Here is a 12207-nt window from a genome sequence, read left to right as displayed (position 1 = left end):
GGCTAGAGAAGGTAGACGACCACATAGCGCGCGACGAGGGCGATCATCACCACCCTTGGCCAGAGCGTGCCGCGGACGAACATCGCGGCGGTCATCAGCAGCGCGAGGATCACCGTCAGGCCGAGTGCCAGCGGGCGCAGCAGGTGCGGGGCGATCGTGGGGATGCTGGCGTAGAAGGCGAGCTGGCTGAGCAGCAGCACCAGCATCACGCCGATGACGACGCGGCGGACGCGGAAGAAATGCGCGTCGAAATCGGGCTGCTCGCCCACCTCGCGCGGGAAGACGAGGTGCGCGGCGAGATAATAGGCGCTGGCGAAGACGGTGATCGCCATCAGCGCCTTGCCCGAGACCAGCACGACATCGCGCACCACCCAGGCGGCCTGCCAGAAGGACAGCAGGTCGAGGATCACGAAGGCGCCGAGCAGCGGGGTCAGCCAGCCGATGCGGATCGTCGAGCCCGGGCGCAGGCGCGCCTCGATCGCCTTGGCCAACCCGCCGAGTACCTCGGCGAGCGACAGGCCGAGCAGCAGGCCGAACAGCGCGAAGATGAACTCGAAATCCGACATGCGGTATTGTCCCCCTCCCGGCTGTTAGCCTGCGGGGGTTCGGTGGTGCAAATGGTTCGCGCGACGACGCCACGAAGAAGAGATTTGTTCGCGCAGAGGCGCGGAGGCGCGGAGGCGCGGAGAAAAGCCGTCATCCCGGCGAAAGCCGGGATCTCGTGCGGCTCCTTCCCCGCGCCATCGCCTGAGATCCAGGCTTTCGCCGGGATGACGGCTGTAGGGCTACGGCGCTCGCATTGCGGCTTTGGTTGCGCGAGACTTCCCTGCGCCCTCCGCGCCTCTGCGCGAACGAAAAAGGCCGGGCAGCGAGCCCGGCCTTTCCGTTTCCCGATCGGTACCGCTCAGACCAGCCGCGACTGGCGCACCGCCGCTTCGATGAAGCTGGCGAACAGCGGGTGCGGCTCGAAGGGCTTGGACTTGAGTTCCGGGTGGAACTGCACGCCGACGAACCAGGGATGGTCGGGCCGCTCGACGATCTCGGGCAGCGAGCCGTCAGGCGACATGCCCGAAAAGACCAGGCCGCCCTGCTCAAGCACCGGCTTGTAGGCGGTGTTCACTTCGTAGCGATGGCGATGGCGCTCGCTGATCTCGTCCGAGCCGTAGATCGACGAGACGACCGAGTTGCCGCCGAGCTTCGCGGTATAGGCGCCGAGGCGCATCGTGCCGCCCATGTCGCCGCCTTCCTCGCGCTTCTGCAGGCCCTCGCTGGTCATCCATTCGGTAATCATGCCGACCACCGGTTCCTCGGTCGGGCCGAATTCGGTGGTCGAGGCGTCGGTGATGCCGCCGGCGCGGACGCCCTCGATGCAGGCCATCTGCATGCCGAGGCAGATGCCGAAGAACGGCACGTTGCGCTCGCGGGCGAACTTCACGCCGGCGATCTTGCCCTCGCTGCCGCGCTCGCCGAAGCCGCCGGGGACGAGGATGCCGTGCATCGGCTCGAGCACCGCGGTGATCTCCGCCTCGTCGCCATGCTCGAACAGCTCGGCGTCGAGCCAGCGGATGTTTACCTTCACCCGGTTGGCGATGCCGCCATGGGTGAGCGCCTCGGTGAGCGACTTGTAGGCGTCGGGCACGCCCATGTACTTGCCGACCACGCCGATCGTGACTTCGCCCTCGGGATTGAGGACGCGGTCCTCGATCTCTTCCCAGCGGGTGAGATCGGGCGCGCTGTCGACATCGATGCCGAACGCCTTGAGCACTTCGACGTCGAGACCCTCGGCATGATACTGGAGCGGCACGCCGTAGATGGTCTTCGCGTCGAGCGCGGGAATGACCGACGAGGCGGGCACGTTGCAGAACAGCGCGATCTTGGCGCGGTCGCTCGCCGGCAGCGGCTTCTCGCTGCGGCAGACGATGACGTCGGCATGGACGCCGAGCGAGGCGAGCTCGCGCACGCTGTGCTGGGTGGGCTTGGTCTTCAGCTCGCCGGCGGCAGCGATGTAGGGCACCAGAGTGAGGTGGACGCTGACCGACTGGTTGCGGCCGAGATCGTTGCGCAGCTGGCGAATCGCCTCGACGAAGGGCAGCGACTCGATGTCGCCGACGGTGCCGCCGATCTCGCACAGCACGAAGTCGAGATCCTCGGTGTCCGCCTGGGCGAACGCCTTGATAGCGTCGGTCACGTGCGGGATCACCTGGACGGTGGCGCCGAGATAGTCGCCACGGCGCTCGCGCTCGATGATCGTCTTGTAGATCCGGCCCGAGGTGATGTTGTCGCTCTGGCGCGAGGCGACGCCGGTGAAGCGCTCGTAATGGCCGAGATCGAGATCGGTCTCCGCCCCGTCGTCGGTCACATAGACCTCACCATGCTGGTGCGGCGACATCGTGCCGGGGTCGACGTTGAGATAGGGATCGAACTTGCGGATGCGGACCCGATAGCCACGCGCCTGGAGCAGAGCCGCGAGGCTCGCTGCCATGAGACCCTTGCCCAGCGAGGAGACCACGCCGCCGGTGATGAAGATATACCGCGCCATGGGAGAAAACGCCTAACGTGAATGGACGCGCGCCGGAAGCGTGCGAATCACGCAACCGGGCACAAATTTATGTGGACAGCTCCGGACCAGGCCGGAACCGGCGGATTTACTGGGCCAGCGGAACCGCGCTGTTGCCCTGCGCGGCCGGAGCCGCCGGGGCAGTCGAGTTGCCCGGTGCGAAGGGCACCGCGCCGCCCGGAGGGGCGGTGGTCGGCAGCGCCTGGGGCGCAGCGGCCGGCGTGGCGCGCTGGAGCGAGGCGTCGATCGTCGCGCCGTGGCGATTCGCGGCCAGGAAGGCGAGCAGGATCGACATGGCGATGAACGCGGTGGCGAGGATCGCGGTGGTGCGCGTCAGGAAGTCCGCCGCGCTGCGCGCCGACATCAGGCCCGACGGGCTGCCGCTCGAGGTAAGGCCGCCGCCCTCCGACTTCTGCAGGAGAATCACGCCGACGAGACCCGCGGCGATGAATGCCTGGACGATGAGCAGGAAGGTGAACATGAAATGCGCGAACCTCTTGGAGAAAGGCGGCACATAGGGGAGCCGCCGGCTTCGATCAACCGTTGGGAAACCCCTTCCCGTCGCAGATGCTCAACAAAGCTGTAACATTTCGCATCCGGACTGAAACCGGATCGGTTCACGCGCGTTATGAGGTTTGGCCCTGGCGTATCGGGGGCACAACAACAGAGTAAGATGCCGTGAACGCAATGACCGACAGCTCGCTTTCTTCGTGGAAGAACACGCTGATCGACTATGTGCGATCGGGAGAACCGGACCTGACCAACCGGCAGATGGCCTTGCTGATGCTCGTCTATCTGGAACCCGGCCCCCATACCGTGCGCGGATTGGCCCGGGCTTTGAACGTATCGAAGCCCGTCGTCACGCGTGCCTTGAATAGACTGGGCACGCTCGGCTATCTGCGCCGCCAGCGCGACGACACCGACAAGCGGAACATCTTCGTCGCCAAGACCGCGGAAGGGGCAGAGTTTCTTGCAGAATTCGGGCATTTCCTCGCTGGGGGGCACATCGCCGAACCAGTCGCCCGCAGGGCCAGCGCGTAAGCGTTTCTCGCTGAAGGGCCGTTCGGTTCCCATCGATCCCAGGGTCGATGCGGTTCGTCGTGACCTGGCAGACGTACGTCTGGCGGATCGCGTGTTCGCACCCCATTATGCGGCGCCTATGCTCCGCATGATATCCTCAGCCGTGCCCCTGCGCGCCAGCTCCAAATCCGATTCGGAAACGCTCGCCCAGCTTGCGGGCGGCGACATTTTCGAAGTGCTCGAACTGGCCGGCGACCATGCCTGGGGCGTCGCCCCGGGCAAGAATCTGGTCGGCTATGTCCCCGCCTCGATCCTGGAGCGCCCCGCGGCATGACGATTCGCGTATTCATCGACGGCGCCGTGGGCACCACGGGCCTGGAGATTCGCGAGCGGCTGGATGGCCGCGACGGGATCGAGCAGATCATCCTGGACGACAAGGACCGCAAGGATCCGGCCAAGCGCGAGGACGCGCTGAACTCGGCGGACTTCGTGATCCTGTGCCTGCCCGATGACGCCGCGCGCGATGCGGTCGACATGATCAAGGCGGCCAAGGTCCGCGTGATCGACGCCTCGACCGCGCACCGCGTGGCCGATGGCTGGACCTATGGCTTCCCCGAGCTGGAGCCCGGCCAGGCGGCGCAGATCGCCGAGTCGGCGCGTGTCTCCAACCCCGGCTGCTACCCGACCGGTTTCCTGGCACTGGTCCGCCCGCTGATTCGCGCCGGCCTGGTGCCGCACGAATATCCGCTGAGCGTCAACGCGGTCTCGGGCTATTCGGGCGGCGGCAAGTCGATGATCGCCGAGTTCGAGGACCAGGGCGCCGAGGGCTATACCGAGACGGCATTCCGCAATTACGGGCTCAGCCTGGCGCACAAGCACGTGCCGGAGATGACCAAGCACGCTCGCATCGTGCATCCGCCGATCTTCCAGCCGGCGGTGGTGCGGACCTATCGCGGGATGCTGGTCGAGGTGCCCCTGCCCCTCCACGCCTTCACCCGCCGGCCCTCGCTGGAGGCGATCGAGAACGCATTGCGCGAGGCGTACAAGGATTCGCCGCTGGTCCGCGTGCTGCCGGGCGACGTCCCGACGGTGAGCATCGAGGAGGATGCGGGCACCGACCGGTTGTCGCTCCGGGTGTTCGGCAATGCCGAGACCGGCCAGGCACGGCTGGTGGCGACGCTCGACAATCTCGGCAAGGGCGCCGCCGGCGCCGCGGTGCAGAACCTCAACATCATGGCGGGGTTCGAGCAGACGGCAGGGCTGGTGCTGTAGCGCCTGGCTGCCTGCGGGTTCGAAAAGGCCGGGCCTTCGGGTCCGGCCTTTTTCGTTGGAGCGTAAGCCCCCCCCAACCGTCATCCCGGCGAAAGCCGGGATCTCAGGCGAAGGCGCGGGACAAGAGCCGCACGAGATCCCGGCTTTCGCCGGGATGACGGATAATGGACGGGATGACGGATAATCGACAGGCCACGGATGGCAGATTGCTACCGGTTACCCTGACCAGAACCGGCCGGCCGGCCTTGATCTTTGCGCGCCATTGGTGTCTCGCGGGCCGAAACGATGATAGCGAGGCAAAGCATGCGACAATCCGCGGGCAAACTGCTCCTGTTCGGCGCCACCGGCGACCTTTCCCAGCGGATGTTGCTCCCTTCGCTCTATGGCCTGCACGCCGACGGACTGCTTCCCGAAGGCCTGACCATCACCTGCACCGCGCGCTCGGAATATGACGACGCGGGCTTCCGCGAATTCGCCCGCCAGGCGCTCGATCATTTCGTTCCGGCCGACCGCAAGGATGACAGCGCTGTCGGAAGCTTCCTGGAGCGCGTCTTCTACCAGCGGCTCGATGCGTCGAAGACCGACGGCTTCGCCGCGCTGGCCGAGAAGCTGGGCGACATCTCGAAGGGGCTGGCGATCTTCCTGTCGACCGCGCCTTCGCTGTTCGGGCCGACCATCAAGGGCCTCGAATCGGCGGGGCTGACCGGCGACAATGTCCGCATCGGGCTGGAGAAGCCGCTGGGCGTCGACCTCGCCTCGAGCCGCGTCGTCAACGACATCGTCGCCGAGGCCTTCCCGGAGGACCGCACCTTCCGGATCGACCATTATCTCGGCAAGGAGACGGTGCAGAACATCCTGGCGCTGCGCTTCGGCAATTCGCTGTTCGAGCCGGTGTGGAACGCGCAGGGCATCGAGCATGTCCAGATCACCGTCTCCGAGACGGTGGGCCTGGAAGGCCGCGCAGGCTATTACAACGATGTCGGCGCGCTGCGCGACATGGTGCAGAACCACATGCTCCAGCTGCTCGCGCTGATCGCGATGGAGCCCCCCGCCCGCTTCGACGGTACTTCGGTGCGCGACGAGAAGGTGAAGGTGCTGCGCTCGCTCCGCCCGATCGCCGGCAACGACGTGCCGAACCTGACCGTGACCGGCCAATATGGCGGTGGCGCGGTGAAGGGCGAGATCGTGCGATCGTACGACACCGACCTGGAAAAGCCCTCGGACACCGAGACCTTCGTCGCGATCAAGGCGCATGTCGACAATTGGCGCTGGCACGGCGTGCCCTTCTACCTGCGCACCGGCAAGCGCCTGGCCGAGCGCCGCAGCGAGATCGTGATCACCTTCAAGCCGGTGCCCCACTCGATCTTCGAGGATCGCGGCGGCGCGCTGAAGCCCAACGTGCTGGTGATCCGCCTGCAGCCCGAGGAATATATCCAGCTGCTGGTGATGGCGAAGGAGCCGGGCCTCGACCGTGACGGCATCCACCTGAAGGAAGTGCCGCTGAACCTGAGCCTCGAGCACGAGTTCGCCGGCAGCCGCCGCCGCATCGCCTATGAGCGGCTGTTCCTCGACCTGATCGAGGGCGACCCGACGCTGTTCGTCCGCCGCGACGAGGTCGAGGCGCAATGGGCATGGATCGACGCGATCCGCGAAGGCTGGAAGACGGCCGCGGTGAAGCCCAAGCCCTATGCCTCGGGCAGCTGGGGCCCGAGCGCCGCGATCGCGCTGACCGAGCGCGACGGGGTGACGTGGAACGAGTGACCGCCCAATTCCTCCCCGAGCTCGTCTCGGGGAGGGGGATCGCGACGCGCAGCGTCGTGGTGGAGGGGCCGGCGCAACGCGCCGGTGCCCGGCGCGCCCCTCCACGACCGCCTTCGGCGGCGGTCCCCCTCCCCCAGACAGGCTGGGGGAGGATTTTAGAACCTACGCCGCTTTGAAACCGTTGATAGATACCCACCTGAGAGACCCAAGGAGCGAACATGACGACCGAAATCGAATGGTGGGACTATGAGGGCGCCGACGAGATGGCCGAGGCCGTCGCCGGCGATATCGGCTTCATCATCGAGAGCGCGATCGATGCGCGCGGCGCCGCGGTGATCGCGCTGGCGGGCGGCAAGACCCCGCTGCCGATCTACGAGAAGCTGGCCAAGGCCAAGATCGACTGGAAGCGCGTGACGATCATCCCGGGCGACGATCGCATCGTGCCGCTGGGCGATCCGCTGTCGAACGTCACCGCGATCGGCAAGATCTTCATCCCCAAGGGTGCGCGCGTGCTCCCGCTCGTCTCGGACAAGGCGCCGGACTACAAGGCCGCGGGCCGCTCGGCCGATGCGCTGCTCCAGGACGTCCATTGGCCGCTCGACCTCTGCCTGCTCGGCGTGGGCGGCGACGGGCATTGCGCCTCGATCTTCCCGGGCCCCGATTTCGACGAAGCGCTGAACGGCCCCAAGGAGCGCCGCGCGCTGGGCGTGATGCCCGATCCGCTGCCGCCCGAGGCGCCGGTCGCCCGCGTGACGCTGAGCCGCGCCGCCATCGTCTCGGCCCGCGCGCTGATGATCGCGATCACCGGCGAGGCGAAGAAGGAAGTGCTGGAAGCCGCGATCGAGCAGGGCGCGTCGTCGAGCTACCCGGTCGGCCGCGTGCTCGCCGATGTCGAGCTGCCGGTGGACATCCACTGGGCGGCCTGAAGCCGATCCCCGGCACAGGCCGGGGAACAGCGACTGCAGTTAGTGCCAATGGAATGAGTATATGACCCAGCTTCACGCCGAAATCGCCGCCGTCACCGATCGGGTGATCGAGCGCTCCAAGGCCCGGCGCCGCGCCTATCTCGCGCTGATCGACGCCGAGCGCGAATCGGGGAACGACCGGCCCAAGCTCGGCTGCGCCAACCTCGCCCATGCCTATGCCGGCACCGACGAGCAGCGCGAGCAGATGAAGGCCGGCCGATCGATGAACATCGGCATCGTCACGGCGTACAACGACCTGCTCTCGGCGCATGCGGTCTATTACCGCTATCCCGAGCAGATGAAGATCTGGGCGCACGAGGCTGGCGCCACCGCGCAGGTGGCGGGCGGCGTGCCGGCGATGTGCGACGGCGTGACGCAGGGCTATCAGGGCATGGAGCTGTCGCTGTTCAGCCGCGACACGATCGCGCTGTCCACCGCAGTCGCCCTCTCCCACCGCACCTTCGAGGGCGCGGCGCTGCTCGGCATCTGCGACAAGATCGTGCCGGGCCTGGTGATGGGCGCGCTGCGTTTCGGTCACCTGCCGATGGTGCTGGTCCCCGGCGGGCCGATGCGCTCGGGCCTGGCCAACAAGGAAAAGGCCAAGATCCGCGAGCTCTACGCCGAGGGCAAGGTGAGCCGTGACGAACTGCTCGACGCCGAGATCGCGGCGTACCACTCGAAGGGCACCTGCACCTTCTACGGCACCGCCAATTCGAACCAGATGATGATGGAGGCGATGGGTCTGCACATGCCGGGCGCGGCCTTCGCCAATCCGGGTACCAAGCTGCGCCAGGAGCTGACCCGCGCCGCCGTGCACCGCTTGGCGGAGATCGGCTGGAACGGCGACGATTATCGCCCGATCGGCCATGTGGTGGATGAAAAGTCGATCGTGAACGCGGCGATCGTGCTGCTGGCGACCGGCGGCTCGACCAACCACCTGATCCACGTGCCGGCGTTCGCGCGCGCGGCGGGGATCACGATCGACTGGGACGATTTCGACCGGCTCTCGCGCATCGTGCCGCTGCTCACGCGCGTCTATCCGAACGGCTCGGCGGACGTGAACGGCTTCGAGGACGCCGGCGGGCCGAGCTTCGTGATCCGCGAGCTGCTGAACGCCGGGCTGATGCACGGCGACACGCTGACCGTCGGCAAGGGCGGCATGGCCGATTATGGCCGCAAGCCCGAGATGGCCGGCGACACGCTGGTCTGGACCGAGCATGGCGCCCAGAGCGGCGACGACACGATCGTGCGCACCGCTGACAATCCCTTCTCGAGCGAGGGCGGCTTCCGAATCCTCAAGGGCAATCTGGGCCGCGCCTGCATCAAGGTCTCGGCGGTGGAGCGCGAGCGCTGGACGATCGAGGCGCCGTGCCGCGTGTTCTCCGACCAGCTCGAGGTGCAGGAAGCGTTCAAGGCCGGCGAGCTGGAGCGCGACGTGATCGTCGTGGTCCGCTTCCAGGGTCCCAAGGCCAACGGCATGCCCGAGCTGCACAAGCTGACCCCGCCGCTGGGCGTGCTGCAGAATCGCGGATTCAAGGTCGCGCTGGTGACCGATGGGCGCATGTCGGGCGCGAGCGGCAAGGTGCCGTGCGCGATCCACTTGAGCCCGGAGGCGCTGGGCGGCGGCCCGATCGGCAAGCTGCGCGACGGCGACATGGTGCGGGTCTGCGCCGAGAGCGGCGAGCTGACCGCGCTGGTCGATGCGGCGGAATGGGACGCCCGCGAGCACGCCGCCGCCCCGCCGCCGGCGATCGGCACCGGCCGCGAGCTGTTCGCGATGCTGCGCAACCACTGCGACGAAGCCGAAAAGGGCGCCTCGGCGATGCTGGCGGAAGCCGGGCTCTGACCTTCAACCGTCATCCCGACGAAAGTCGGGATCTCAGGCGATGGTGCTGGGAAGGAGCCGCACGAGATCCCGACTTTCGTCGGGATGACGTGTTGGGCGTCGGGATGACGGGTTTTGGCGTGTCGGCGGCTGCCCCCGGCTGACGGTTATCCTTTACTTCTGCGCCGCACACGGGAAGAAGGGCGCGGCCGGGTCTGGCAACGTTGACAGGCCCAGGCGGACGAGAGGATCAGGAGCCCAATGGAAGTCGTCGCGGTCGATATCGGGGGCACGCATGCCCGCTTTGCCGTTGCCGAAGTAGCGGAAGGCCGCGTCGTCTCGATCAGCGAGCCGATGACCCAGAAGGTCGCCGAGCATCCCAGCCTGCAGCTCGCCTGGCAGGCCTATGGCGAGGAACTCGGCCGGCCGCTGCCCAAGGCGGCGGCACTCGCGGTGGCCTCGCCGGTCGGCGGCGACATCATCAAGCTCACCAACAATCCCTGGATCATCCGCCCCGCGCTGATCCCCGATCGGCTGGGCGCCGACACCTGGACGGTGGTCAACGACTTCGAGGCGATCGGCCACGCCGTGGCGCAGATGGGCCCGGAGCATTTCCTCCACCTGTGCGGCCCGGACGAGGCGCTGCCCGACAAGGGCGCGATCACCGTGTGCGGCCCGGGCACCGGCCTGGGCGTGGCCCAGGTGTTCCGCCACCGCGCCGGATATGATGTGATCGCCACGGAGGGCGGGCATAGCGACTTCGCCCCGCTCGACCCGATCGAGGACGCGCTCGTGAAGCGGCTGCGCAAGACCTATACCCGCGTCTCCAAAGAACGCGTGGTGGCAGGTCCCGCGATCGTCTCGCTCTACGAGACGCTGGCCGAGCTCGAGGGCAAGCCGGTCCACCGGCTCGACGACAAGGCGATCTGGAGCCTGGCGCTGGAAGGCAAGGACGAGGTGGCGGTGGCCGCGCTCGACCGCTTCTGCCTGAGCCTCGGCGCGGTCGCCGGCGATCTGGCGCTGTGCCACGGGCCCAAGGGCGTGGTGATTGCAGGCGGTCTGGGGTTGCGCTTGAAGGACCATCTGTTGCAGTCGGGCTTCGGCCAGCGGTTCGTCGCCAAGGGCCGGTTCCAGGGTCTGATGTCCTCCATTCCGGTGAAGCTCATCACGCACCCGCAGCCGGGCCTGTACGGCGCCGCCGCGGCATTCGCGCAGGAGCACGCCCTTTGAATATCGAAGCCATCATGCAGACCGCGCCGGTGATCCCGGTGCTCGTGATCGAAGACGCCGCCACGGCCCGTCCGCTGGCGGAGGCGCTGGTGAAGGGCGGCCTGCGCGTGCTCGAAGTGACCTTGCGCACCGGCGCAGCGCTGGAAGCAATCGCCGAGATGAAGAAGGTCGAAGGCGCGATCGTCGGCGCCGGCACGGTGGTCAACACCGAACAGTTCGAGCAGGTGATGAAGGCGGATGCCGAGTTCATCGTCTCGCCGGGCCTGACCGATCGCCTGGGCGATGCGATCACCCGCAGCGGCGTGCCCTATCTGCCGGGCGTCGCCAATGCCGGCGACATCATGCGCGGCCTCGACCTCGGGCTGACCCATTTCAAGTTCTTCCCGGCCGAGACCTCGGGCGGCCTCAAGGCGCTGAAGGCGCTCGCCGCCCCCTTCTACCAGTGCAAGTTCTGCCCGACCGGCGGCATCTCGGCCGCGACCGCGCCGGAATGGCTGGCCTTCGATCCGATCCTCTGCGTCGGCGGCTCCTGGGTCACGCCCAAGGGCGCGAGCTACGAGCAGGTCGAGACGCTGGCCCGCGAAGCGGCCTCGCTGAAGGGCTGATCGCCTGAGGCCCCGGCTTTCGCCGGGGGTGACGGCCCTGCAATAAATATCGTCATCCCGGCGAAAGCCGGGATCTCGGGCGGCTCTATTCCCGAATGTCGTAGAAGAGGTCACGCCATTCGGAATTGGAGCGCTCGATCAGCTCGATTTTCCACTCGCGCTTCCATTGCTTGAGCATCTTCTCCCGGCGGATCGCGTCGTCGATCGTGTCGTGGTGCTCGGCGAGCACGAGAATTTTGAGGTTGTACCGTGCGCAGAATTTGGAGCCTTTGCCCTCGCGGTGCTGTTGCACGCGTTGAGCAAGGTTTGCAGCTACCCCGACATAGGGAATGCCGCGCGGCTTGTTGGTCATGATGTAGGTCCAGCCGGCCACCGTTCCCCTCCCTCGCCTGAGATCCCGGCTTTCGCCGGGATGACGATATACATCAGAACGGGCTGCCATCCTGGGACCGAATGTCCCATTTCCATCCCGCTCCCTCCACCCCACATCGCCACCATGGAAAAGACCGGCACGCCCTCCCCCCACGCCCTGGCCATGCGCGAGGAGAAAAGGCGCCAGGCCGCCGAGATGGGGATCGACGATGCGTTCGTCTCCGAGCTGGTCGATCGCTTCTATGCCCGGATCCAGGCCGATCCGCTGCTCGGCCCGGTGTTCGCCGGACGCATCAAGGACTGGAGCCCGCATCTCGACCAGATGAAGCGCTTTTGGCGCTCGATCCTGTTCAGCAGCGGCGAGTATCTGGGGCGACCGATGCCGGTCCATCTCGGCATTCCGGGCCTCGACAAGCCGATGTTCGCGCGCTGGCTGGACCTGTTCGCCGCGACGCTGGCGGAAATCGGCGGCGGGGATGCCGCCGAGCATGTGCATGAACGCGCCCGGATGATCGCCAACAGCTTCCTCAACGGGATCTCGATCCACAACCACGGGCAGATGGGGCTGCGGCCCGGCGACGGCTTCGCCTGACGCCGCAG

General features: G+C 67.2%; 13 protein-coding genes. 9 read left to right on the top strand and 4 right to left on the bottom strand.

Annotated elements, in window-relative coordinates; translation table 11 throughout:
* Positions 1-2: 2 nt before the first annotated feature.
* The 3 genes from GGR46_RS05335 to secG form a co-directional block, all read right to left on the bottom strand.
* The gene (locus GGR46_RS05335) at positions 3-566 is read right to left on the bottom strand and encodes a hypothetical protein (protein WP_183995227.1); all 564 of its coding nucleotides are present in this window, start codon (positions 564-566) and stop codon (positions 3-5) included.
* 338 nt (positions 567-904) lie between these two features.
* On the bottom strand, positions 905-2539 hold the full coding sequence (gene pyrG / locus GGR46_RS05330; protein ID WP_183995225.1) for a CTP synthase: 1635 nt from the start codon (positions 2537-2539) through the stop codon (positions 905-907).
* Positions 2540-2645: 106 nt separating this feature from the next.
* On the bottom strand, positions 2646-3038 hold the full coding sequence (gene secG / locus GGR46_RS05325) for a preprotein translocase subunit SecG (RefSeq protein WP_183995223.1): 393 nt from the start codon (positions 3036-3038) through the stop codon (positions 2646-2648).
* A gap of 206 nt (positions 3039-3244) precedes the next feature.
* On the opposite strand from secG, the gene GGR46_RS05320 reads away from it, so the two are divergent.
* The 8 genes from GGR46_RS05320 to eda all read left to right on the top strand — a co-directional run bounded on the left by GGR46_RS05320 (position 3245) and on the right by eda (position 11235).
* Positions 3245-3598 carry a MarR family transcriptional regulator gene (locus GGR46_RS05320; RefSeq protein ID WP_183996777.1) on the top strand — a complete coding sequence of 118 codons (354 nt, stop codon included), beginning with the start codon at positions 3245-3247 and terminating at the stop codon, positions 3596-3598.
* A 142-nt stretch (positions 3599-3740) separates the two neighbouring features.
* Positions 3741-3911 (top strand): hypothetical protein, encoded by a 171-nt coding sequence (locus GGR46_RS25315; RefSeq protein ID WP_246425902.1) that lies wholly within the window; start codon positions 3741-3743, stop codon positions 3909-3911.
* A complete protein-coding gene (gene argC, locus GGR46_RS05310; protein ID WP_183995221.1) occupies positions 3908-4849 on the top strand; it encodes an N-acetyl-gamma-glutamyl-phosphate reductase in 942 nt (313 codons plus the stop codon). The genes GGR46_RS25315 and argC overlap by 4 nt, the downstream gene beginning before the upstream one ends.
* Before the next feature lie 303 nt (positions 4850-5152).
* The gene (gene zwf, locus GGR46_RS05305; protein WP_183995219.1) at positions 5153-6610 is read left to right on the top strand and encodes a glucose-6-phosphate dehydrogenase; all 1458 of its coding nucleotides are present in this window, start codon (positions 5153-5155) and stop codon (positions 6608-6610) included.
* A gap of 218 nt (positions 6611-6828) precedes the next feature.
* Positions 6829-7536 carry a 6-phosphogluconolactonase gene (gene pgl, locus GGR46_RS05300; RefSeq protein WP_183995217.1) on the top strand — a complete coding sequence of 236 codons (708 nt, stop codon included), beginning with the start codon at positions 6829-6831 and terminating at the stop codon, positions 7534-7536.
* 61 nt (positions 7537-7597) lie between these two features.
* On the top strand, positions 7598-9421 hold the full coding sequence (gene edd, locus GGR46_RS05295; RefSeq protein ID WP_183995215.1) for a phosphogluconate dehydratase: 1824 nt from the start codon (positions 7598-7600) through the stop codon (positions 9419-9421).
* Between the two features lie 240 nt (positions 9422-9661).
* The gene (gene glk / locus GGR46_RS05290) at positions 9662-10630 is read left to right on the top strand and encodes a glucokinase (RefSeq protein WP_183995213.1); all 969 of its coding nucleotides are present in this window, start codon (positions 9662-9664) and stop codon (positions 10628-10630) included.
* 14 nt (positions 10631-10644) lie between these two features.
* Positions 10645-11235, top strand: coding sequence for a bifunctional 4-hydroxy-2-oxoglutarate aldolase/2-dehydro-3-deoxy-phosphogluconate aldolase (eda, locus tag GGR46_RS05285; protein WP_183996773.1), 591 nt, complete (start codon positions 10645-10647; stop codon positions 11233-11235).
* An 85-nt stretch (positions 11236-11320) separates the two neighbouring features.
* Here eda and GGR46_RS05280 read toward each other — a convergent pair whose 3' ends face one another.
* On the bottom strand, positions 11321-11608 hold the full coding sequence (locus GGR46_RS05280; RefSeq protein WP_343058023.1) for a GIY-YIG nuclease family protein: 288 nt from the start codon (positions 11606-11608) through the stop codon (positions 11321-11323).
* A gap of 123 nt (positions 11609-11731) precedes the next feature.
* Here GGR46_RS05280 and GGR46_RS05275 point away from each other — a divergent pair, with 123 nt between their 5' ends.
* Positions 11732-12199, top strand: a complete 468-nt coding sequence (locus GGR46_RS05275; protein WP_183995209.1) for a group III truncated hemoglobin — start codon at positions 11732-11734, stop codon at positions 12197-12199.
* The last annotated feature ends 8 nt before the right edge of the window (positions 12200-12207 follow it).

Source organism: Sphingomonas kyeonggiensis, from assembly GCF_014196745.1.
Lineage (GTDB): Bacteria > Pseudomonadota > Alphaproteobacteria > Sphingomonadales > Sphingomonadaceae > Sphingomonas > Sphingomonas kyeonggiensis.
The sequence above is the reverse complement of the archived record's forward strand: the minus strand, read 5'-3'. Positions and strand labels throughout refer to the sequence as shown.

Bases quoted from the DNA above. Each gene is read 5' to 3' on its own strand.
- GGR46_RS05335 (WP_183995227.1), bottom strand. From the start codon at position 566: ATGTCGGATTTCGAGTTCATCTTCGCGCTGTTCGGCCTGCTGCTCGGC.
- pyrG (WP_183995225.1), bottom strand. From the start codon at position 2,539: ATGGCGCGGTATATCTTCATCACCGGCGGCGTGGTCTCCTCGCTGGGC.
- secG (WP_183995223.1), bottom strand. From the start codon at position 3,038: ATGTTCACCTTCCTGCTCATCGTCCAGGCATTCATCGCCGCGGGTCTC.
- GGR46_RS05320 (WP_183996777.1), top strand. From the start codon at position 3,245: ATGACCGACAGCTCGCTTTCTTCGTGGAAGAACACGCTGATCGACTAT.
- argC (WP_183995221.1), top strand. From the start codon at position 3,908: ATGACGATTCGCGTATTCATCGACGGCGCCGTGGGCACCACGGGCCTG.
- zwf (WP_183995219.1), top strand. From the start codon at position 5,153: ATGCGACAATCCGCGGGCAAACTGCTCCTGTTCGGCGCCACCGGCGAC.
- pgl (WP_183995217.1), top strand. From the start codon at position 6,829: ATGACGACCGAAATCGAATGGTGGGACTATGAGGGCGCCGACGAGATG.
- edd (WP_183995215.1), top strand. From the start codon at position 7,598: ATGACCCAGCTTCACGCCGAAATCGCCGCCGTCACCGATCGGGTGATC.
- glk (WP_183995213.1), top strand. From the start codon at position 9,662: ATGGAAGTCGTCGCGGTCGATATCGGGGGCACGCATGCCCGCTTTGCC.
- eda (WP_183996773.1), top strand. From the start codon at position 10,645: ATGCAGACCGCGCCGGTGATCCCGGTGCTCGTGATCGAAGACGCCGCC.
- GGR46_RS05275 (WP_183995209.1), top strand. From the start codon at position 11,732: ATGGAAAAGACCGGCACGCCCTCCCCCCACGCCCTGGCCATGCGCGAG.